Source organism: Curvibacter lanceolatus ATCC 14669 (assembly GCF_000381265.1).
Taxonomy (GTDB): domain Bacteria; phylum Pseudomonadota; class Gammaproteobacteria; order Burkholderiales; family Burkholderiaceae_C; genus Curvibacter; species Curvibacter lanceolatus.
The window spans coordinates 69,477-90,060 of the sequence record NZ_KB906257.1; the positions used below are offsets into that span (position 1 = coordinate 69,477).

The 20,584-nt window shown below is 66.6% G+C and carries 19 protein-coding genes; 12 read left to right on the forward strand and 7 right to left on the reverse strand.

Translation table 11 applies throughout. The features are described 5' to 3' along the window. Positions 1–68: 68 nt before the first annotated feature. The gene (locus F624_RS0110810; protein WP_051107371.1) at positions 69–3,305 is read left to right on the forward strand and encodes an EAL domain-containing protein; all 3,237 of its coding nucleotides are present in this window, start codon (positions 69–71) and stop codon (positions 3,303–3,305) included. Here the strand turns inward: F624_RS0110810 and F624_RS0110815 are convergent. Continuing rightward, positions 3,302–4,255 carry a LysR substrate-binding domain-containing protein gene (locus F624_RS0110815; protein WP_019574321.1) on the reverse strand — a complete coding sequence of 318 codons (954 nt, stop codon included), beginning with the start codon at positions 4,253–4,255 and terminating at the stop codon, positions 3,302–3,304. The two genes, F624_RS0110810 and F624_RS0110815, sit on opposite strands and share 4 nt — an antisense overlap. A gap of 162 nt (positions 4,256–4,417) precedes the next feature. Between F624_RS0110815 and F624_RS0110820 the strand changes: the two genes are divergently transcribed. The 4 genes from F624_RS0110820 (at position 4,418) to F624_RS0110835 (ending at position 7,266) form a co-directional block, all read left to right on the forward strand. Continuing rightward, the gene (locus F624_RS0110820; RefSeq protein ID WP_019574322.1) at positions 4,418–5,179 is read left to right on the forward strand and encodes an isochorismatase family protein; all 762 of its coding nucleotides are present in this window, start codon (positions 4,418–4,420) and stop codon (positions 5,177–5,179) included. A 78-nt stretch (positions 5,180–5,257) separates the two neighbouring features. Further along, a complete protein-coding gene (locus F624_RS0110825; RefSeq protein ID WP_019574323.1) occupies positions 5,258–6,004 on the forward strand; it encodes an SDR family NAD(P)-dependent oxidoreductase in 747 nt (248 codons plus the stop codon). After that, entirely contained in the window at positions 6,004–6,327 is a 324-nt protein-coding gene (locus F624_RS0110830) for a putative quinol monooxygenase (RefSeq protein ID WP_019574324.1), read from the forward strand. Before F624_RS0110825 ends, F624_RS0110830 begins: the two co-directional genes overlap by 1 nt. A 57-nt stretch (positions 6,328–6,384) precedes the next feature. Further along, positions 6,385–7,266 carry a pirin family protein gene (locus F624_RS0110835; protein ID WP_031254708.1) on the forward strand — a complete coding sequence of 294 codons (882 nt, stop codon included), beginning with the start codon at positions 6,385–6,387 and terminating at the stop codon, positions 7,264–7,266. A gap of 37 nt (positions 7,267–7,303) precedes the next feature. Here F624_RS0110835 and mltB read toward each other — a convergent pair whose 3' ends face one another. The 6 genes from mltB to F624_RS0110865 all read right to left on the reverse strand — a co-directional run bounded on the left by mltB (position 7,304) and on the right by F624_RS0110865 (position 13,207). Beyond that, entirely contained in the window at positions 7,304–8,437 is a 1,134-nt protein-coding gene (gene mltB / locus F624_RS0110840) for a lytic murein transglycosylase B (RefSeq protein WP_019574326.1), read from the reverse strand. A gap of 120 nt (positions 8,438–8,557) precedes the next feature. After that, entirely contained in the window at positions 8,558–8,788 is a 231-nt protein-coding gene (locus tag F624_RS0110845) for a hypothetical protein (RefSeq protein WP_019574327.1), read from the reverse strand. A 71-nt stretch (positions 8,789–8,859) separates the two neighbouring features. Further along, positions 8,860–9,087 carry a hypothetical protein gene (locus F624_RS0110850; RefSeq protein WP_019574328.1) on the reverse strand — a complete coding sequence of 76 codons (228 nt, stop codon included), beginning with the start codon at positions 9,085–9,087 and terminating at the stop codon, positions 8,860–8,862. 126 nt (positions 9,088–9,213) lie between these two features. Further along, positions 9,214–11,268 (reverse strand): transglutaminase TgpA family protein, encoded by a 2,055-nt coding sequence (locus F624_RS0110855; RefSeq protein WP_425387285.1) that lies wholly within the window; start codon positions 11,266–11,268, stop codon positions 9,214–9,216. Then, entirely contained in the window at positions 11,262–12,290 is a 1,029-nt protein-coding gene (locus tag F624_RS0110860; RefSeq protein ID WP_019574330.1) for a DUF58 domain-containing protein, read from the reverse strand. The genes F624_RS0110855 and F624_RS0110860 overlap by 7 nt, the downstream gene beginning before the upstream one ends. Further along, on the reverse strand, positions 12,287–13,207 hold the full coding sequence (locus F624_RS0110865; protein ID WP_019574331.1) for an AAA family ATPase: 921 nt from the start codon (positions 13,205–13,207) through the stop codon (positions 12,287–12,289). The genes F624_RS0110860 and F624_RS0110865 overlap by 4 nt, the downstream gene beginning before the upstream one ends. 45 nt (positions 13,208–13,252) lie before the next feature. Between F624_RS0110865 and F624_RS0110870 the strand changes: the two genes are divergently transcribed. The 7 genes from F624_RS0110870 to F624_RS0110900 all read left to right on the forward strand — a co-directional run bounded on the left by F624_RS0110870 (position 13,253) and on the right by F624_RS0110900 (position 20,506). After that, positions 13,253–14,206, forward strand: a complete 954-nt coding sequence (locus F624_RS0110870; RefSeq protein ID WP_019574332.1) for a histone deacetylase family protein — start codon at positions 13,253–13,255, stop codon at positions 14,204–14,206. Positions 14,207–14,222: 16 nt separating this feature from the next. Beyond that, positions 14,223–15,026: an enoyl-CoA hydratase gene (locus F624_RS0110875; protein WP_019574333.1), complete on the forward strand. Its 804-nt coding sequence runs from the start codon at positions 14,223–14,225 to the stop codon at positions 15,024–15,026. Between the two features lie 7 nt (positions 15,027–15,033). Beyond that, entirely contained in the window at positions 15,034–16,335 is a 1,302-nt protein-coding gene (locus tag F624_RS0110880) for a mechanosensitive ion channel family protein (protein WP_031254712.1), read from the forward strand. Positions 16,336–16,375: 40 nt separating this feature from the next. Next, complete coding sequence (locus F624_RS0110885; RefSeq protein ID WP_019574335.1) at positions 16,376–16,702, forward strand: transcriptional regulator; 327 nt, start codon at positions 16,376–16,378, stop codon at positions 16,700–16,702. Positions 16,703–16,933: 231 nt separating this feature from the next. Continuing rightward, complete coding sequence (locus F624_RS0110890; protein WP_019574336.1) at positions 16,934–17,689, forward strand: electron transfer flavoprotein subunit beta/FixA family protein; 756 nt, start codon at positions 16,934–16,936, stop codon at positions 17,687–17,689. 2 nt (positions 17,690–17,691) lie between these two features. Then, positions 17,692–18,624: an electron transfer flavoprotein subunit alpha/FixB family protein gene (locus F624_RS0110895; protein ID WP_019573124.1), complete on the forward strand. Its 933-nt coding sequence runs from the start codon at positions 17,692–17,694 to the stop codon at positions 18,622–18,624. Positions 18,625–18,715: 91 nt separating this feature from the next. Further along, positions 18,716–20,506 carry an acyl-CoA dehydrogenase gene (locus F624_RS0110900; protein ID WP_019574337.1) on the forward strand — a complete coding sequence of 597 codons (1,791 nt, stop codon included), beginning with the start codon at positions 18,716–18,718 and terminating at the stop codon, positions 20,504–20,506. Positions 20,507–20,584: the final 78 nt, after the last annotated feature.

A 20,584-nucleotide genomic window follows, 5' to 3' on the forward strand; every position in this document is an offset into this window, starting at 1 on the left:
GCAAGGCGCTGGGCCGGTCTCTCATGGCCACGCTGGCTGGGGTTTGAAGAGGTGATGCCGTTCTTGACATGGGAGGTTCGTGGGTGAGACTGTTGAAGCCCTTGATTGGCTGGCTGGGGCGTTTGAGCGTCGGGCGCAAGCTCACCCTGATCTACCTGCTGGACCTGACGGCGGTGATCTATGTCTCCGGCATCCTGATCCACGAAAAATACCTCGCCATCGATTTCGCCCGCAAGGAAATCGTGGGCGCCCGCTACAGCGCCGTGGTGCGCGATCTGCTGCTGCCGCCTTTCCGTGATGCGGCCCCTGGCAGCGCGGGCTCGGCCAGCGTGCCCGTCGAAGCACGGCAGGCCCGGCTGCTGGCGTTTGACGCATTGCGTTTGCAGCACGACGAATCGCTGGGGTCTGCAGACCTCAGTGCCGCCTGGCTGAAGGCCCTCGCAGCAGCTCAGGCGCAGCCCGAGTCGCGCAAGCTGCTGGGTACGGTGGCCCGGCAAGGGCGTGAGCTGCTCACCATGGTGGGCAACCAGTCCAACCTCATCCTCGACCCCGATCTGGACAGCTACTACGCCATGTCCTTGGGGGTGTTGCGCTTCCCGGAGTTGCTCGAGGTGCTGCACGACACGGCCCAGGCCCTGGATGGGGTCTCGGAGCAGGCCCTGCGTTCGGGCCGGCGGCGCACCGAGCTGCTGATCCTGGCCGGGCGGCTCGATGCGGTCTCGCTGGGCGTGGCCGCAGACTACCAGCAGGCGCTGGCGGCGGGCCAGCTTCCGCTGCAACAGGCCCTGGGTGATTCGCCCAGGCAGTTGCAGCAGCAGTTGCAGGCGCTGCTGTCGGTGGTGCGCGCGCTGTCCGACGACAGCGGCCCACCCCCGCCCGATCTGGCGGCCTTCCGCGACAGCTACGGTCAGACCTTGTTGCGCCTGGACCAGGCCTGGGCCCAGGTGCTGGGTGCCCTGGATGCCATGCTTCACAAGCGGGTCGATGCCTTGTTCTTGCGCATGTGGCTGCACCTGGGCACAGCCTTGCTGTTGCTGGGGTGCATCCTGAGCCTGGTCTATACCGTGGCGCGCCTGATCTCCCATCCCTTGCGTCAGCTCGCTGAAGTGGCCGATGAGGTGAGCCGCACCGGGGACCACAGCCGGCGTGCGCTCTGGCACAGCCGTGACGAAATCGGGCAGTTGGTGACCGCCTTCAATGACATGCTGGCCCAGCTGGACCGCGAGCGGCTGACGCAGCAGGAGCTGGCCGCCAGCGCCCGCGCGGCCCAGACCCAGCAGGACATGGTGGAGGCGATTCCGATCGCCATGGTGGTGACCTCGGTGCCGCGGCACCAGGTGCTGCATGCCAATGCGCCGGCCCAGCCCTGGCTGGCCGGGCGCATCGACGACCCCTGGGCCACCGGGCTGGAGCCGGGCGTGCGGGCTCGCTTCTTCCAGCGCCTGGCCGATCAGGGCGCGGTGGACGAGTTCGAGGTGCGTTGGCTGGGCGGTGAGACACCCTCGTGGGCCGTGCTGTCGGCGCGGCGCCTGCAGTTTCAGGGGCAGGATGCGGTGCTCACGGCCTTCACCCCGATCAACATGCTCAAGCTCATGGAGCAGCGCCTGGAACTCTGGGCCAAGGTGTTCGAAGCCTCGTCCGAGAGCATCATCATCATGGATGATCGTCAGCGCATCCTGAGCGTCAACAAGGCCTTCTGCCGCAGCACCTATTACGACTACTACGAGGTGATCGGGGAGCAGCTCAGCCAGTTGATCCTGCCCGGCGAGGTGGACCACTGGCCCGCCAGCCTGCCGGCCTTGCTGGGAGACCGCGATGCCTGGCAGGGCGAGGTGCATTTCCGCCGACGCTCGGGCGAAAGCTATCCCGCCTGGCTGATGATTTCCGCGGTGCGTGACGCCTCGCGCCAGGGCGATGTGTCGCACTACATCGGCATTTCGGTCGACATCACCGACCGCAAGCGCACCGAGGCCCGGGTGCAGTTCCTGGCCGAGCACGATGTGCTCACCGAGCTGCCCAACCGATCCTTGTGCATCACCCGCCTGCGCGAGGCCCTGAGTGCGGCCCAGCAGTCGGGCGGGCGGGTGGCGGTGCTGTTCATCGACCTGGACCGGTTCAAGAACATCAACGATTCGCTGGGGCACCACATCGGCGACGGCCTGCTGCGCTCGGTGGCCCACCGCCTGACCCAGGCTGTGCGTGGCGGTGACACGGTGAGCCGGCTGGGCGGGGACGAGTTCGTGGTCATCATGCGTGGCGTGACCGATGGGGACGAGGTGCGCTCCGTGGTCGAGCGTCGCTTGATTCCGCTGATCCGCCAGGCCCACCCGGTGGAGGGGCACAGCCTGCAGGTGTCGTGCAGTGTGGGCATGGCCATCTACCCCGACGACAGCACCGATCTGGACGAGTTGATGCGGCAGGCCGATGCGGCCATGTACGAGGCCAAGTCTTCAGGGCGCGACACGGCGCGCTTCTTCAGCCCCGAGATCGATCAGAGCACCCGGGAGCGCCAGGAGATCGAACAGTACCTGCGCCAGGCGCTGGCCCACGAGGAGCTCTCGGTGCACTACCAGCCGCGGGTGGATGCCAACACCCTGGCCGTGGTGGGCCTGGAGGCGCTGCTGCGCTGGCAGCACCCGGTGCTGGGTTCGGTGTCGCCAGCGCGCTTCATCCCGGTGGCCGAGGAGACCGGCCTGATCCATCCGATCGGCCAGTGGGTGATCCAGCAGGCCTGCGAGCAGATCGCCCGCTGGAGCGATGAAGGGTTGCCGCCGCTGGTGGTGTCGGTCAATCTGTCGGCCGCCCAGCTCACGGACGAGGGACTGGTCTCGCACCTGCAGAGCTGCCTGCGGGCCAACCGGGTGGACCCGGCCCGCCTGGAGCTGGAGCTGACCGAGTCGCAGCTGATGGAGCACGCGGCGATCTCGGGCCGCCTGCTGCAGAACCTCAAGGCCCTGGGGGTGTTGTTGTCGATCGATGATTTCGGCACCGGCTATTCCAGCCTGGCCTACCTGAAGCAGTTCCCGATCGACAAGCTCAAGATCGATCAGTCCTTTGTTCGCGATCTGCTGACCGATCCTGCCGATCTCTCCATCGTGCGCGCCATCATCGCCTTGGGCCACAGCCTGAGCCTGGTGGTGGTGGCGGAGGGGGTGGAAACCGGCGAGGCCAGTGAACTGCTCAAGGCCCTGGGGTGCGACGAACTGCAGGGCTATCACTTTGCCCGGCCCATGCCCCCAGCCCAGTTTCCGGTGTGGCTGGCCGGCCGCCCGGTGCCGCAGGAGCGGCGCCGTCTTCCGCCCTAGGGCTGAAGGGGCGCGGCGCGAGGGCGTGGCACTTCGCTGGTCATCAGCAAGGGCAATTCGGTTTTCAGGAAGTCGACCAGTGCCCGGGCCGCGGGGGCCAGGCCGCGCCGGCTCGGGAACAGCACCACCAGATGGCCAGCCATGGGGCGCCAACCCGGCAGCACGCTGACCAACTGGCCTCTGGCCAGGTCTTCGGCGCACAGGTAGCTGGGCAGTCCGCACAGGCCGAGATGGCTGCGCGCCGCCTGGCGCAGCACGCCCAGGTTGTCGCTCTGCAGCCGGATCGGCATGGGCAGGGTGTGGACCACGCCTTGCTCGTCGATCAGGCGCAGTTCGGTGTCGCCTTCGTCATTGGGGGTGTAGAGCAGCAGATCGGCCTGCTCCAGATCGCCCAGGCTGCTCAGGGGGCCGATCTTCGCCAGGTAGGCTGGGCTGCACACCAGGCTCCAGGGCACGGTGCAGACACAGGCCTGCACCAGACTGGAGGTGTCCAGCCGCAGCGCCGTGCCCACGCCACGCACCACCACGTCCACCTGCTCAGCGATCAGGTCCACGCTGCGGTTGGTGGCCTGAACCACCACCTGGACATCCGGAAAGCACTGCAGAAAACGCGGCAGCAGGGTGCCCGCGATCATTTCTGACAAGCCCACCGGCAGGCTCAGCCGCACCTTGCCCATGGGGCGGGTGCTGCGTTGCTGCACCGCGGCGATCCCGGCCTCGGCCTCTTTCAACATCACCTGGCAATGGGCATAGAGGGCCTGACCGGCATCGGTGAGGCTGAGCCTGCGTGAGCTGCGCTGCAGCAAACGCGTGCCCAGGCGCGCCTCCAGCAGGGTGACCCGGCGCGACAGGCGCGACTTGGGAATGCCCAGGGCTTCTCCGGCAGAGGTGAAACCTTTTCGCTCCACGACCTGTAAAAACAGCAACAAATCGTTCCACTCGACACTCATATTTATCATCTGTGACATATTTGTTCTATTGTTCCATTGAAATGTACGGTTTTTAAAGATCGTTCTATAAATGGAACTTTAGGTTATCAGGGTGGGCCTTTTTCTGTTGCCTGAAATCTCTCACAGTCCAGGACTGTTCATTCAACCTCACAGGAAAACAGCATGGATCGACGACATTTTCTTGGCACGGGCTCGGTCAGCGCCGTCGCCTTGGCTCCCCTGGCCGCAGGCATGGCCGCTGCCGCTCTGCCGGCAACGGCTGCCACCACCTCCTCCAGCAAAGAAAGCAACGCCATGTCCCATTCCCAGAATGCCTACCTGACCCTGCTCAGCCGCGAAAACACCGTGCTGCTGCTGACCGACCACCAGGTGGGCCTGTACACCGGCGTGCGCGACATCACCGTGGGTGACCTCAAGCACAACGTGGTGGCCCTGGCCAAGGCGGCCCGCATTCTGGGCGTACCCGTCGTCATCACCGCCACCATGACCGACGGCATGTGGGGCCCGGTGATTCCCGAGCTGTTGGCTGCTGTTCCCGACGTGCAGCCCATCGTGCGCTCGAAGATCAACGCCTGGGAAGATCCCCGCGTGGTCGCCGCGATTGCCAAGACGGGCCGCAAGCAACTGGTGGTGGCCGGTGTGTCGCTGGAAATCTGCGCCACCTACCCGGCGCTGTCGGCCAAGGCCGCCGGCTACGACTCGCGCGTGGTGCTGGACGCCTCGGGCACCTTCACCGACGCCAAGCGCACGGCCGGTCTGGCCCGCCTGGCGGGCGCTGGCATCCCGGTGATGGATTACGCCAGCGTGGCGGTCGAGATGCTGGGTGACAACAACGATCCCAAGGCCCATGACGTCTATGGCGCGCTCGACATGCCGTTTGCCACCCTGGTGTGGCAGGTGACCAGCTCGGCCGCCAAGAAGTAAGCCAACCAGCCCACGAAGAGGCCGAGGCTCGCACGCAGCGGGCTTCGGCTCGACAGGACCCCGGTCCAGGACTCCGATATGCAAGCCTCTCCCAGAATCGCCATCGTCACCGGTGGCTCGCGTGGCATCGGCGCGGCCGTTGCCGTCAAGCTGGCCTCCCAAGGCCTGGCCGTGGCCATCATCTACCAGCACAACGCCCAGGCCGCTGAACAGGTGCTGGAGCGCATCCGTGCCGCTGGCGGCGTGGCCGAGGCCTTCGCGGCCGATGTCAGTGACGAAGCCAGCGTGAAGGCCGCCATGACGCTCATCGTGGAGCGCTTCGGTCAGGTCGACGCGCTGGTCAACTGTGCCGGCATGCTGGAGATGCGCACCCTGGCCGAGATGGATGCCGCCAGTGTGGCGCGGGCCTTCAATGTCAACTTCAACAGCGTGATCTACATGGTCCAGAACGCCTTGCCGCATTTCCCTTTGCGCGGCGGCCGGATCGTGAACTTCTCCACCAACCTCATTTACCAGCCCCGGCTCGGCTCGGGCCTGTATGCGGCCAGCAAGGCCGCCGTGTCGGTGCTGACCAATGCCCTGGCCAAAGAGCTGGGGCCGCGCGGCATCACCGTCAATGCGGTGGCGCCTTCGATGACGCGCACCGACATGACGGCCGCCACGCCGCCGGCACGCCGCGAAGCGGTGATGGCCGCCACCCCGCTGGGCCGCATCGGCGAGCCCGAAGACGTGGCCGACGTGGTGGCCTTTTTGGCCTCCGACGAATCCCGCTGGGTGACCGGGCGCACCTTGCTGACGGACGGTGGCCTCACCGACGCCTTGTGATGCACCCCGGCGATGCGGCCCAACCTTGGGTCATCACCGTGACCCTGCGGGTCAAGCCCGGCTGCCGGGACGACCTGATGCGCGAGCTGCTGGCCTTGCGCCAACTGATCCTGCAAGAGGGCGTGTGCCTGGGCTTCGATGTGCTGGCCAATGCCGAGGAGCCCAACGAGTTGCTGCTGTACGAGGTTTGGCCCAGCCGTGAGTTCGTGCAGGAGGTGCAATTGAAGAAGGCCTACTACGACCCTTACTTTGAACGCATCGACCCCTGGCTGGAGGGGGTGCGCCCGATCCGCCATTGGCAGGCCCTGGTGCGCCAGGCCTGAGCCGAGCCTGTTGTCACCGATCCGATCTTCTGCTTCTGAATCTGACTGGAGTCCTTCATGAGTTCCCTGAAAATTTCCAAACCTGTGGCCGGACACGACATGCGTATCGGCTCGGGCTTCACGGCCAAGCACCTGCCCGAGGATGCGTTTCAGGGCCTGATCGACCCGGTGGTGATGGTGGATCACTTCCACATGACTTCGCCCACCTTCCAGCCCCACCCGCATGCAGGCATCTCCGCGGTCACCTACATGTTCGAGGACTCCACCTCGCCCCACGTCAACTACGACTCGATGGGCAACAACGGGCCCATCCACCCCGGCGCGCTGCACTGGTTTGCGGCCGGCCGCGGGGCGGTACACACCGAGCAGCCCGAGGGGGCCAACCCGCACGTGCACGCGCTGCAGATCTTCGTCAACCTGCCGGCGGCCAAGAAGGGCCACGCACCTTTTGCCGTGCACCTGGAGCCGGCCGACGTGCCCGAGATCCGCAGCCCCGGGGTGCGGGTGCGCGTGGTGCTCGGCGAAAGCCAGGGCGTGGCCTCGCCGGCCACCCAGCAGTTGCCTGAACCCTTCACCCTGCTGGACGGCTTTGTGCAGCCGGGCGCCCGCTTCGAGCATGTGCTGCCGCGGGGCTGGGGCGGCTTGCTGTATGTGGTGGCGGGCGAACTGGCCTTGTCGGCCGGCGGCGAGCAGCGCAGCCTGAAGGCCGAGCATGGCCTGGGCCTGCAATTGCCCGCCGAGTCGGCCACGGCCCAGGAGACCCTGCAGCTGCAGGCCCAGGGCTCGACCCCCTTGCACTTTGCCTTGCTCAGCGGCCCCGCCCTGCGTGAGCCCCTGGTGAAGCAGGGCCCCTTTGTGATGAACACGGTCGAGCAGATGCAGCAGGCCATTCGCGACTTCCAGGCGGGCAAGTTCGGCCAGCTGGTCATGCCCTCCTGACGCGGGCCGCAGGCACCGCGGCCGGGCGGCGTTGTCCTCAGCGTGGCAGCGCTGCCTGGATCGCCTCGCCCAGCTCGATCACCGCCATCGCGTAGTAGCTGGACCAGTTGTAGCGGGTGATCACATAGAAGTTGTCGGTGCCGGCCACATAGCTGGGCTGGGCGCCCCCGTTGTGCAGCTCGATCAAGGCCAGCTTGGTGCCCGGCGCCACCGGGCCCTCGTCGAGCACGGCCCCCTTGGCGGCAAACTGGGCCGGGCTGAAGGTGGGCAGGATGTCGGGCAGCAGCAGGGCTTCCTTGTCCAGCCGCTCAGCGTCGAAATGCATGGCATAGCGCACCGGCAAGCCGGTCTGCCAGCCGTAGCCCTTGAAGTAATTGGCCACCGAGCCGATGGCGTCGGCCGGGCTGTTGAACAGATCGATGCGGCCGTCGCCGTCAAAATCGACCGCGTAGCGGGCCCAACTGCTGGGCATGAACTGCGGCATGCCCATGGCGCCGGCGTAGCTGCCGCGCGGCTGCAGGGCGTCGGTGCCACTGCGCTGGTGGTAGGCCAAAAATTGTTCCAGCTCGCCGCGAAAGTACGCCTGGCGCTCGGCCGCGCGCGGGTGGCTGGTGGGGAAGTCGAAAGCCAGGGTGGCCAGCGCGTCGATCACGCGGTAGTTGCCCATGTGCTGCCCGTACAGGGTCTCTACCCCCAGGATGCCCGCGATCACCGCGGCCGGTACGCCGAATTCGTGCTCGGCCCGCTCCAGGGTGTCGCGGTGGCGCTGCCAGAAGGCCACACCGGCGTTGATGCGCACCGGCTCCACGAAGCGCGCCCGGTAGGCCTGCCAGTTCTTGGCACTGGGGCTGCTGGGGGGCAGCATCAGCCTGGGCACGCCGGGCAACAGTCGGGCCTGGCCCAGGGCGTCGCGCAGTGCCCCCCGATCGAGCTGTCGCCGATCGGCCACATCATCGGCAAAGGCCATGGCGTCGCTGCGCAGGGCATAGGGCGTGGTGCCCACCACCGCTTCGGATTTCTTGCGGCTTGCCGAGGTGGATTGGCTGGCTTTGGTGGCTTTGGTGGTTTTGGCGCCGGCATGGTGTTTTTTGCCGGTCTTGGACTCGTGGCTCGCGATGGCCAGGGTGGGGAGAAGACTGGCCATGATCAGCGTGGCCAGGGTTCGGGTCATTGCGTGCATGGGGCTGATTGTCAGGGCTGGCGGCCTATGTGCAGAGCGTCTTCAGCGGCTGAGCTGCAAAAGAAAGCCCGTTTGCAGCGAGCAGACGGGCGGGTGGTTTGAGCCAAGCGTTTACAAGCCGAACTTCTTGAGCAAGGCCGGCAGCAATTGCGCCAGGAAAACAGCGCCCACCACCCACATGATGATGCTGTTCTTCGCGTCGATCAGATCGGCCTTGGTGGCATAGTGTTTGGTGAATTCTTCTTGCCGGGCCTCAATGCGGGTCAGTTGTTTGTCGATGACCGACAAGCGATCACCGGTCTTTTCTGCCAGGGCTTCAAGTTGGGCGATACGGACTTCCATGCCGGGATTATCAGGTGGTTGCCCGCCGCGGCGCAAATGGCCAGCAATGCTGCTGAGGTCGTGAACCTGGCTCATGGTTTGTCCTCCAGTGCCTGCAGCACGAGATCGAACACCATCTCACTGGACGCCACGCCATCAGCGGTGCGAAACGGGGATCGGTCGCTTTTCATGTCATGGATGGAGGCCGCAAACCGCCTCGGGTCAATGACCCCTTGCGTGGCGAGCTCCCTGATCAGGGCGCCAAGGGTGCCAATGGCTGCGGTGAGCGCGCCCACGGTGACTTCCTCTTCCGATTTCATCTGTTGGACTCCCTGTCAGTCTTGGGTACTTTCCATCAGATGGCCTCGCTTGTGATTCCGTCCGCGCACTCGTGCGCACCGGTGGCCGATCGCAACAATGAAAACGCTGGCAGCAGCGGTGATGTTTCAGCGGGCGAGCGGGGGCCAACGCAGTGTGCGAAGTTGCCGAGCCAGGTTTTTCAGGGCACCTGACGTGTTCAGTGGATCGTTCTGTCCCGGTGGCGCATAACGCAGCCGCTCCAGTTGCAACAGCCAATCGTGCAAGGGTTGGCCGGCGGGGCCCCAGCGCTCCAGCGCCAGGCGGCCCAGGGTGCGTGGCGTGGCCACGCCTGGGGTCTCCAGGCCACGGGCCCGGGCCAGGGTCTGGGCCTGGTTCAGCAGACGCAGCCAGGGGTCGTGCTGGCGGCGGTCCCACAATTGCCAGGCACCGGCGCCCAAGGCCGAGGCGGCCAGCAAGCCGCCCAGGAGCAGCACCAGGTCTTCCCAGCTGGGGGCCTCGAAGCCCAGCTTGCGCAGCAGGTCGAGCTGTCGCCCCTGGGTGTAGTTGAGCACCCACTGGTTCCAGCGGTTGTTGGTGGCCTCCCAGATGCCTCGCAGGCTTTGCATCAGGCCTGGGCTCATGGTCACCAGGGCGCTGGCGACCAGGCCGCGCGGTGCCACCAGGCGTTGCATGGAGCCGACGCGCCCAGGGGCAATGGCCGCCGTGGGGTCGATGCGCACCCAGCCGCGCCCGTTCAGCCAGACCTCGGCCCAGGCGTGGGCATCGCTCTGGCGCAGGGTCCAGTAGCCGTCGAGCGGGTTGCGCTCGCCGCCCTGGTAGCCGGTGACCACCCGCGCCGGGATGTCCAGGGCCCGCATCAACACCACGAACGAAGACGCCACATGCTCGCAAAAGCCCGCTTTGCGATCGAACCAGAACTCGTCAGCGGTGTCGCGCCCATACAGGCCCGGTTCCAGGGTGTAGCTGTAGCCACCGGTGGCCAGGCGGTTCAGCACCTGTTGCACCAGGGCCGCATCGTCAGCACCCGCGAGTTTCGGGTCGCGGCGCATCTCACTGGCCAGTTGCAGGGTGCGCGGGTTGTAGCCGGCAGGCAGCTCGGTCTCCTGGCGCAGCAACGGGTCGCTGCCTGTTGGACCATAGCTGAAGTCGGGGTAGGCCACGGCCTGGTAGCGCAGCAATTCGGTGATGGGCCGGGCCATCACCCATTGCAGCTCGGGCGTGGCATAGGCGATCTGAGGGCCCAGGCGCGGCGCCTCGACGGTGGCATCCAGCGTCAGCAGCCAGGGCCGGTTGTTGGGCTCCAGGGTCATTTCATACGGCACCGGCGTGCCCTGGGTTTTCAGGCTGGCAGGCGGCCGCCGGTAAAGCACCTGATTCATCAGTTCCTCGGGCTGGCGCGGCTTCCATTCGCGGCCGTCGAAGCTCGAGAACACCGGCCCGCGGAAGTACAGCTGTCTTTGCTCGGGTGCCGCGCCGTTTGTATTCAGAAAACGCACACGAAAGGCAATGGCATCGTCCAGGGCCAGTTCGGTGACGTCACCCACGCTCATGCGCGAGGACAGGCCGCTGCGGGCCCCCTGCGCATCGGCCGGCAGGCCCCACAGGGGGGCCACCCGCGGGAACAGCACGAACAGCGCCACCATCACGGGGGCACCCCAGGCCGTCATGCGCAGCGCCAGGCCGGCCGAGGTGGCCAGCGGCGGCCGGCCCGCCGGCAGGTTGGCGTTGATGAGGGCCGTGAGCAGGCCCAGCAGGCCCAGCAGCATGGCCAGCGCCACCAGCAGGCTTTGCGAGAAGAAGAAGTGGGTCAGCATGGTGAAGAAGCCCAGAAAGAACACCACAAAGGCGTCTCGCCGGGCCCGCATCTCCAGCGTCTTGAGGGCCAGCAGGGCCACCACCAGGGTGACCCCGGCATCGCGCCCCAGCAAGGTCTTGTGGCTCCAGAAGGTGCCCGCCATGGCCAGCATCAACAGGCCCATCAGCCACCAGCGCGCCGGCAGCGGCCGGGCATGCCAGGCCAGCCAGCCCCGCCAGCCCAGTGCCAGGCAGGCCATCAGCAAGGTCCAGGCCGGCAGGTTGGCCGCATGCGGCAGCACCACCCAGGCCACCACGGCCAGCAAAAAGAGGGTGTCGCGGCTGTCACGCGGCAATTGGGACGTGGGGAGCGGGCGGTTCAGCACAGGGCCAGAGCCTCCAGGCATTGTTGGCGGTGGGCCGGGCCCGTGCCGAGCGGGATCTCCCGTTGGGGCAGACGCAGCCCGAAATGCAGGCCCAGGGTGTCGGCAGCCAGCACCCAGGCGCACAGCCTGGACCAGCGTGCCTCGGGCGGCAGGGCCGACAGGCTGGCGTGGTCCAGCCACAGTTCGTGCAAGGGGGCCGGCGCGCTGTCGCGGCTGACCAGTGCGGCCGAGCCGGTGGCCAGTGCGGTGGCGGCCTTCTTCCAGACCAACTGCCGCATCGGGTCGCCCCGCCGGTAGGCACGCACACCGTCGTACTCCTGGCCGCGGGTCAGGCCCGCCGCCAGGGCGGGGGCCTGGTCCCGCGCCTGGCCCGGGGGCAGCGGGGGCGCGGCCGCTTCAGGTCGCGGGTAGACCAGCACCTGCGCGGCCGGGCGCCAGATCGTCCAGACCCGGAAGGTGCCCAGGGGGAAGCGGGTCTCCGCGCTCAGCACCGGCACCCGGTGCAGGCCGCGCTGGCTTGGGCAGAAGGCCAGGTGCAGCACGCTCTGGCCCTGGGCCGGCACGTCGGTCCAGACCCAGTCGGCGCTGTCCAGCACGGCCAGGCCGATGCCGTGGCGGGGCGTTTTGCGGGGGTTGTCCAGCACCACCTCCAGGGGCTGTACCTGGCCACAGAAGGTCGGGGCGGGGGGCTGCAGGCGCATCGACAGGCCACTCAGGGTGGCGTGGCCCACATGCATGCCCGCCACGGCGCAGCCGGCCAGCAAAAAGGTCAGCAGATAGCCCAGGTTGAGCTGGTAGTTGATCGAGGCCAGCAGCAGCACCAGCAGGGTCGCCGCCAGCATCCAGCCTGGGCGCGTGGGCAGGATGTAGACGTTGCGCTGGCTCAGCGTCATCAGATCGCTCAGGGGCAGGCGCCCCTGCCACCAGCGCCGGAACCGGGCCCGGGCCTGGCTGGCGGGGTTGAAGCGGGCCCAGCCGCCGGGCAAGGCTGCCTGAGGGGTGCCCATGGCCGGGGTGCTCATGGCAGGGGCACGGCCTCCAGCAGGGCTCGCACCTGTTCGAGGGCGCCCCGGCCGGATTCGGTCACCGGCACCAGGCGGTGGGCCGTGGTCTGTGGCAGCACCGCCTGCACGTCGTCTGGTGCGACGTAATCGCGCCCGCACAGCAGGGCCTGGGCTTTGGCGGCACGCAGCAGGGCCAGGCCGGCGCGCGGTGACAGGCCCTGGATGAACCAGCGCCCGTTGCGGGTGGCGGCCAGCAGGTCTTGCACGTAGTCGAGCAGGGAGGGGGCGGCGTGCACCGCCAGCACCTGCTGCTGCAGCGATTGCAGCTCCGGCAGTGTCAGTAAAGGTTGCAGTTGTTCCAGCAGGTCACGACGATCCTGGCCTGCCAACAGCGCCCGTTCGGCCTCGCGTTCCGGGTAGCCGAGCGAAATGCGCATCAGAAAGCGGTCCAGCTGGGATTCGGGCAGGGCGTAGGTGCCCAATTGATCGTGCGGGTTTTGCGTGGCGATCACGAAGAACGGAGCGGGCAGGGGGCGGGTCTGGCCTTCGACCGTCACCTGGCGTTCTTCCATGGCCTCCAGCAGCGCGCTCTGGGTCTTGGGGCTGGCGCGGTTGATCTCGTCGGCCAGCAGCACCTGGGCGAACACCGGGCCCGGGTGGAAGACGAAATCCTCGCGCCCGCGCTCGTAGACCGACACGCCGGTCAGGTCGCTGGGCATCAGGTCCGAGGTGAACTGCACGCGCGCAAACTGCAGGCCCAGGGTGCGGGCCAGGGCGTGGGCCAGGGTGGTCTTGCCCACCCCCGGAACGTCCTCGATCAGCAGGTGGCCACCGGCCAAAAGGCAGGCCAGGCTGTCCTGGATCTGCGCGGGTTTGCCCGCAATCACCGTGTTAAGCTGATCTTGCAGCGCCTTGAGTTTTTGCTGAGTGTGCATGGCCCGAGACGTTATCCCAAAAATATGAGAGACACGAGATCGCCTGTGAACAAAACCGGTTACTACACCCATCGTGATTGCTGGAAACACGAGATGGGCCATGATCACCCCGAATGTCCGGCCCGCCTGGACGCCATCGAGGACCGCCTTCTGATGACGGGGGTCAGCGATGCGCTGGACCGCCGCGAGGCCCCCACGGCCGCCCTGGCCGACGTCGAGCTGGCGCACGACCGCATGCACATCGCCGCCTTGCGCGGGCTGACCGATCGCCTGGTCGACGAGATCCAGGCTGGTGGGCCGCCCCATGCCCAGCTCGATCAGGACACCAGCATCAACGCCTTCACCTGGCAGGCCGCCCTGCGTTCCGCCGGTGCCGCCCTGGCGGCCACTGACGCCATCATGGCCGGCGAGCTCGAGAACGCCTTCTGTGCCGTGCGCCCGCCGGGCCACCACGCCTGCCGCGACAAGGCCATGGGCTTTTGCTTCTTCAACAACGTGGCCATTGCGGCGCGTTACGCGCTGGAGCGCTACCGCCTGCAGCGGGTGGCCATCGTCGACTTTGATGTGCACCACGGCAACGGCACCGAAAACATCCTCGCGGGCGACCCGCGGGCCCTGATGGTGAGCTTCTTCCAGCACCCGTTCTACCCCTACTCGGGCGACCAGCACCCGGCCGACAACATGCTCAACATCCCCGTGCCGGCCTACACCCGGGGCATGGACCTGCGCGAGATCATCGAAATGATGTGGATCCCGCGGCTGGAGGCCTTCAAGCCCGAGATGATCTTCATCAGCGCCGGCTTCGATGCCCACCGCGAAGACGACATGGGCCAGCTGGGCCTGACCGAACAGGACTTCGCCTGGATCACCCTGCGCATCAAGGACATCGCGCGTCGCTTCTCCAAGGGCCGCATCGTGTCCTGCCTGGAGGGTGGCTACAACCCGGCCGCCCTGGCTCGCAGCGTGGAAGCCCACGTGCGGGTGCTGGCCGACCTCTGAGCCCGGGGTCTTCCACATGCCTGAAGCCTTGCCATCCGACCTGCTGCTCACCCGGCGCGATGCCCGCGGTGTGCTGACCCTGACCCTGAACCAGCCGGAGCGCTTCAATGTGCTCAGCGAGGCGATGCTGATCGCCCTGCAGGCCGCACTCGATGCGGCAGCCGCCGATGAGGGCTTGCGTGTGCTGGTGCTGGCCGCCACTGGCCGGGCCTTCTGTGCGGGGCATGACCTCAAGGCCATGGCTGAGCCGGGCCTGGCGCAGGCCGATCACCAGGCCCTGTTCGACCGCTGCAGCCGCTTCATGATGTCTTTGCAGCGCCTGCCGGTGCCTGTGCTGGCGCGGGTGCAGGGCATGGCCACGGCGGCGGGTTGCCAGTTGGTGGCCCAGTGTGACCTGGCCGTGGCGAGCTCCGAGGCCAGCTTTGCCACCAGCGGGATCCGCTATGGCCTGTTCTGTGCCACCCCCAGCGTGCCTCTGGCACGCAATGTGCCGGCCAAGAAGGCGCTGGAGATGCTGTTCACCGGCGATTTCATCGACGCCCAGGAGGCCCTGGCCCAGGGCTTGCTCAACCGGGTGGTGGCGCCTGCGGAACTGGATGCGGCCGTGGAGACTCTGGTGCAAAGCCTGCTGCACAAGCCGCGGGCGGCGCTGGCGATGGGCAAGGCCTTGTTCTACCGCCAGCGCGAAGCCGGTGTCGAGGCCGCCTACCAGCTGGCCGCCCAGACCATGGCCCTCAACATGATGGACCCTGCCGCCCAGGAAGGTGCGCAGGCTTTTGCAGAGAAACGGGCGCCCCGTTGGGTGCCCTCCGGAGAGTGAAGCATTGATGGATTTATTGGATAACCTGCAGGCCGAGTTCCAGACCTCGCGTGCCTGGATCGAATTGGCCTGCCTGGTGGGCAGCCTGGTGGTGGCCTTTGGCGTTTCTTTCTGGGCGGGGCGCCGGGCGCGGGCCGCCGGCGATTCCGTCTGGTTCGGTCGCCGCACCCTGGACGGCCTGCTGTTCCCCGCGCTGGCCCTGGCCCTGGTCTACGCGGCCCGCGCCGTGGTGGCGCACCATCAGAGCGTCTTTCTGCTCAAGATCGCGATCCCGGTGCTGGTGTCGCTCGCGGTGATCCGCTTTTTTGCCCGGGTGCTGTCGGCCGCGTTTCCGGAGTCGGGGGCCATGCGCCTGGTCGAGCGGCTGTTCTCGTGGGTGGCCTGGCTGGCGGCGGTGCTCTGGATTGTCGATTTGCTGCCGTCGGTGCTCGAAGAGCTGGACGCGATCCATCTGGCCTTCGGCAAGACCTCGATCAGCCTGCGCACCTTGATCGAGGGTTGCCTGAGTTCGGGCCTAGTGCTGGTGGTGGCCTTGTGGGTGTCGTCCACCCTGGAGCGCAAGGTGTTGAGCCATGCCATCAGCGACCTGTCGATGCGGCGTGTGGCCGTCAATGCCATGCGGGCCGTGCTGTTGCTCATGGGTTTGCTGTTCGCCTTGTCGGCCGTGGGGGTCGATCTGACGGCGCTGTCGGTGCTGGGCGGTGCGGTGGGCGTGGGCCTGGGTTTCGGCCTGCAAAAGCTGGCGGCCAATTACGTGAGTGGCTTTGTCATCTTGCTGGAGCGCTCGCTGCGCATCGGCGACAACGTGCGGGTCGACAGCTTCGAGGGCAAGATCACCGACATCAAGACCCGCTACACCCTGCTGCGGGCCACCAATGGGCGCGAATCCATCGTGCCCAATGAGACCATGGTGTCGCAGCGGGTCGAGAACCTGTCGGCGGCAGACCTGCGCTTCAACCTCACGACCAATGTGGTGGTGGGCTATGACAGCGATGTGAGCCAGGTGCAGCAGATCCTGTGCGATGCGGCCAAGGCGCAAGAGCGGGTGCTGGCTGACCCGGCACCCGTGGCCTACCTGGTCAACTTCGCGCCCGACGGGCTGGAGTTCAGTCTGCATTTCTGGATCAGTGATCCCGCCAGCGGGCAGGTCAACATCCGCTCCGCCGTCAACCTGGCCATGCTGGCGGGTCTGCGGGCGGCGAAGGTCGATATTCCCTATCCGCAGCGGGTGCTGCGGGTGCAAGGCCCCGAGGCTGCCGCGTTGTTGCCGGCCACTGCTGCGGCCCCTGCAGTGTCGCCTGGGGGCTGAGCCCATTGGGGGGGCCACCGGATCCATCAGGAGGTTTCTCATGAACTCAGGTCAACGCCTGCGCGAAGAACGCGAACGGCTGGGCTTCAGCCAGAACGATTTTGCCGCCCTGGTGCCTGTCACCCGCAAGACCATGTTCAATTGGGAGTCGGGCGCCGGGCATGTGGCCACGGAGGCCCTGGCGGTGTGGGCCCGCTCGGGTCTGGATGTGCTGTACGTGATCACGGGTGAACGCCTGCCTGTGAAGCACTCGGTGCCCGGCCCGCGTCAGCAGGCCTTGCTGAGGCTGTTCGACGCCGCCGACGAATCCGGCCGCCGCGCCATCGAAGCCGCTGCTGCCCAGGCCACGGGCAGCCCGCCCCACTGACAGGGGGCCGCCGGGCCCCTTTTTTGAAAGCCCCTCCAATCTGACTTGGTGATTGACGTAACGTCAATCTTCCCCTTGTATAATCCAAAAAAAGCACGGTCGTACTTTTTTGTGCTTTGTCGCGATGGAAACTCGATTTCGAGGACCATTTCAGTCAATCGACGTTGCGCCGCATAGAATCATCCGGTTTACGTGCACGTCAATTCAACTAATCAATTTGGAGCCGCAGCAATGAAGGTTTTGGTCCCCGTCAAACGCGTGGTGGACTACAACGTGAAGGTCCGGGTGAAGTCGGACAACACGGGTGTGGACATCGCCAACGTCAAGATGAGCATGAACCCCTTTGACGAGATTGCCGTCGAAGAAGCGGTGCGCCTGAAGGAAAAAGGCGTGGCCACGGAGGTGATCGCCGTCAGCTGCGGCGTGGCCCAGTGCCAGGAAACCCTGCGCACGGCCATGGCCATCGGTGCGGACCGCGCCATCCTGGTCGAAACCCCCGCCGACCTCGAACTGCAGCCCCTGGCCGTGGCCAAGCTGCTCAACGCGCTGGTGGCCAAGGAGCAACCGGGCCTGATCATCCTGGGCAAGCAAGCCATCGACGACGACGCCAACCAGACCGGCCAGATGCTGGCCGCCCTGGCCGACCTGCCCCAGGCCACCTTCGCCAGCAAGGTCGAAGTGGCCGGCGACAAGGTCAACGTCACGCGCGAAATCGACGGCGGCCTGGAAACCCTGAGCCTGTCGATCCCGGCCGTGATCACCACCGACCTGCGCCTGAACGAGCCGCGCTATGTGACGCTGCCCAACATCATGAAGGCCAAGAAGAAGCCGCTGGAGACCGTCAAGCCCGAAGACCTCGGTGTGGACGTGGCTCCGCGCCTGAAGACGCTGAAGGTCAGCGAGCCCCCGAAGCGTGGCGCGGGCGTGAAGGTGGCCGACGTGGCCACCCTGGTGAACAAACTCAAAACCGAAGCCAAGGTGATCTGAACATGACCGCACTTGTTATTGCCGAACACGACAACCAAAGCATCAAGGGCGCGACCCTGAACACCGTGACCGCCGCGCTGCAAGCCGGTGGCGACGTGCACGTGCTGGTGGCAGGCCACAACGCCGGCGCCGCTGCTGCCCAAGCCGCACAAATCGCAGGCGTGAGCAAAGTCATCCACGCCGACAGCGAAGCCCTGGCCCACGGCCTGGCCGAGAACGTGGCCGCGCAAGTCCTGGCCATGGCAGCCAACTACAGCCACATCGTGTTCCCCGCCACCGCCGGCGGCAAGAACGCCGCCCCGCGCGTGGCCGCCAAGCTCGACGTGGCGCAGATCAGCGAAATCAGCAAGGTCATCAGCGCCGACACCTTCGAGCGCCCGATCTACGCCGGCAACGCCATCGCCACCGTGCAAAGCGCCGACGCCACCAAAGTCATCACGGTGCGCACCACGGGCTTTGACGCCGCAGCGGCCACGGGTGGCAGCGCCGCGGTCGAAACCATTGCAGCGCAGGCCGACAGCGGCAAGAGCGCCTTTGTGGGCAGCGAGATCGCCAAGAGCGACCGCCCTGAGCTGACGGCCGCCAAGATCATCGTCTCGGGTGGCCGGGCGCTGGGCAGCAGCGAGAAGTTCAACGAAGTGCTGACCCCCCTGGCCGACAAGCTGGGTGCGGCGCTGGGTGCCAGCCGTGCGGCGGTGGACGCGGGCTACGCGCCCAACGACTGGCAGGTGGGGCAGACGGGCAAGATCGTGGCGCCCAGCCTGTACGTGGCCTGCGGTATCTCGGGGGCGATCCAGCACCTGGCGGGCATGAAGGACAGCAAGGTGATCGTGGCGATCAACAAGGACCCGGAGGCACCGATCTTCAGCGTGGCCGACTACGGCCTGGAGGCCGACCTGTTTGTGGCCGTGCCTGAGTTGATCAGCCAGCTCTGATCGCAGCTGAGTTGAGGGCCAGCCCCCTGACCAGATAACAAGCCAAATGGGCATCGTTCGCGATGCCCTTTTCATATCCGGAGATGAACCCATGAGTTACACCGCCCCCCTGAAGGACATGCTGTTCAACATCGAACACCTGGCCAACATCGAACAAGTCTCGCAAATCCCCGGCTTCGAAGATGCCGGTCTGGAAACCGCCCAGGCCGTGCTGGAAGAGTGCGCCAAGCTCAACGAGGGCGTCATCGCCCCCTTGAACTGGGACGGTGACAAAAACCCCTCCAGTTGGAAAGACGGCGTGGTCACCACCACCCCGGGCTTCAAGGAGGCCTTCAAGCAGTACGCAGAAGGTGGCTGGCAAGGCCTGCAGCACCCGGTCGATTTTGGCGGCCAGGGCCTGCCCAAGACGATTGGCGCGGCCTGCACCGAGATCCTCAATTCGGCCAACATGAGCTTTGCCCTGTGCCCCCTGCTGACCGATGGCGCGATCGAAGCCTTGCTGACCGCAGGCAGCGATGAGCTCAAGGCCATCTACCTGGAAAAGCTGGTGTCGGGTCAATGGACCGGCACCATGAACCTGACCGAGCCCCAGGCCGGCTCGGACCTGGCCCTGGTGCGCACCCGCGCCGAGCCGCTGCCCGATGGCAGCTACAAGATCTTCGGCACCAAGATCTTCATCACCTACGGTGAGCACGACATGGCCGAGAACATCGTGCACCTGGTGCTGGCCCGCGTGCAGGGTGCGCCCGAGGGGGTGAAGGGCATCAGCCTGTTCGTGGTGCCCAAGTTCATGGTGAACGCCGACGGCTCGCTGGGCGCACGCAACGACGTGCACTGCGTGAGCATCGAGCACAAGATGGGCATCAAGGCCAGCCCCACGGCCGTGCTGCAGTACGGCGACCATGGCGGTGCCATCGGCTACCTGGTGGGCCAGGAAAACCGCGGCCTGGAATACATGTTCATCATGATGAATGCGGCCCGCTATGCGGTGGGCATGCAGGGCATTGCAGTGGCCGAGCGCGCCTACCAGAAGGCCGTGCAATACGCCAAGGACCGCGTGCAAAGCCGCCCGGTGGACGGCAGCATCAACGCCAGCGCCGCCATCATCCACCACCCGGACGTGAAGCGCATGCTGATGACCATGCGCGCCTACACGGAAGGCTGCCGCGCCATGGCCAGCGTGGCCGCTGCCGCCTACGACGCGGCGCATCACCACCCCGACGCCGACACCCGCAAGGTGAACGCGGCTTTCTACGAGTTCATGGTGCCCCTGGTCAAGGGCTACAGCACCGAGATGAGCCTGGAGGTGACCTCGCTGGGCGTGCAGGTGCATGGCGGCATGGGCTTCATCGAAGAAACCGGCGCCGCCCAGTATTACCGCGACGCCAAGATCCTGACCATCTACGAAGGCACGACCGCCATCCAGGCCAATGACCTGGTGGGCCGCAAGACCGCCCGCGATGGCGGCCAGACGGCCAAGGGCATTGCCGCCCAGATCGAGCAGACCGAGGCCGCCTTGCTGGCCAGCGGCACCGACACCGCCGCCGTGGTGGCCAAGCGCCTGAAGGCGGCGCGTCATGCCTTCCTGGACGTGGTCGACTTCGTGGCCGGCAACACCAAGGCCTCGCCCAACGCCGTGTTCGCCGGCTCCGTGCCCTACCTGATGCTGGCCGGCAATGTGGTGGCCGGCTGGCAGTTGGCGCGCTCGCTGCTGGTGGCGCAGGACCTGCTGGCCCAGGGCCAGGACGAGGCTTTCATGCGCAGCAAGATCAGCACGGCCCGCTTCTATGCCGACCACCTGCTGAGCAAGGCCCCCGGCCTGCGCGACAGCATTGTCGAAGGTGCCGACAGCGTGACCGCGCTGGCCCCGGAAGCCTTCTGATCGGGCAGGCCGCGCTGTCCCGAAACGGACAGTGTGGCCGCCCTCTCGCCCGTCAAAATCCGCGCAGACCCATCCCTC

Bases quoted from the DNA above. Each gene is read 5' to 3' on its own strand.
- F624_RS0110810 (WP_051107371.1), top strand. From the start codon at position 69: ATGGGAGGTTCGTGGGTGAGACTGTTGAAGCCCTTGATTGGCTGGCTG.
- F624_RS0110815 (WP_019574321.1), bottom strand. From the start codon at position 4,255: ATGAGTGTCGAGTGGAACGATTTGTTGCTGTTTTTACAGGTCGTGGAG.
- F624_RS0110900 (WP_019574337.1), top strand. From the start codon at position 18,716: ATGAGTTACACCGCCCCCCTGAAGGACATGCTGTTCAACATCGAACAC.
- F624_RS0110860 (WP_019574330.1), bottom strand. From the start codon at position 12,290: ATGAGCACCCCGGCCATGGGCACCCCTCAGGCAGCCTTGCCCGGCGGC.
- F624_RS0110875 (WP_019574333.1), top strand. From the start codon at position 14,223: ATGCCTGAAGCCTTGCCATCCGACCTGCTGCTCACCCGGCGCGATGCC.
- F624_RS0110890 (WP_019574336.1), top strand. From the start codon at position 16,934: ATGAAGGTTTTGGTCCCCGTCAAACGCGTGGTGGACTACAACGTGAAG.
- F624_RS0110895 (WP_019573124.1), top strand. From the start codon at position 17,692: ATGACCGCACTTGTTATTGCCGAACACGACAACCAAAGCATCAAGGGC.
- F624_RS0110835 (WP_031254708.1), top strand. From the start codon at position 6,385: ATGAGTTCCCTGAAAATTTCCAAACCTGTGGCCGGACACGACATGCGT.
- F624_RS0110820 (WP_019574322.1), top strand. From the start codon at position 4,418: ATGGATCGACGACATTTTCTTGGCACGGGCTCGGTCAGCGCCGTCGCC.
- F624_RS0110825 (WP_019574323.1), top strand. From the start codon at position 5,258: ATGCAAGCCTCTCCCAGAATCGCCATCGTCACCGGTGGCTCGCGTGGC.
- F624_RS0110830 (WP_019574324.1), top strand. From the start codon at position 6,004: ATGCACCCCGGCGATGCGGCCCAACCTTGGGTCATCACCGTGACCCTG.
- mltB (WP_019574326.1), bottom strand. From the start codon at position 8,437: ATGACCCGAACCCTGGCCACGCTGATCATGGCCAGTCTTCTCCCCACC.
- F624_RS0110880 (WP_031254712.1), top strand. From the start codon at position 15,034: ATGGATTTATTGGATAACCTGCAGGCCGAGTTCCAGACCTCGCGTGCC.
- F624_RS0110845 (WP_019574327.1), bottom strand. From the start codon at position 8,788: ATGGAAGTCCGTATCGCCCAACTTGAAGCCCTGGCAGAAAAGACCGGT.
- F624_RS0110865 (WP_019574331.1), bottom strand. From the start codon at position 13,207: ATGCACACTCAGCAAAAACTCAAGGCGCTGCAAGATCAGCTTAACACG.
- F624_RS0110885 (WP_019574335.1), top strand. From the start codon at position 16,376: ATGAACTCAGGTCAACGCCTGCGCGAAGAACGCGAACGGCTGGGCTTC.
- F624_RS0110850 (WP_019574328.1), bottom strand. From the start codon at position 9,087: ATGAAATCGGAAGAGGAAGTCACCGTGGGCGCGCTCACCGCAGCCATT.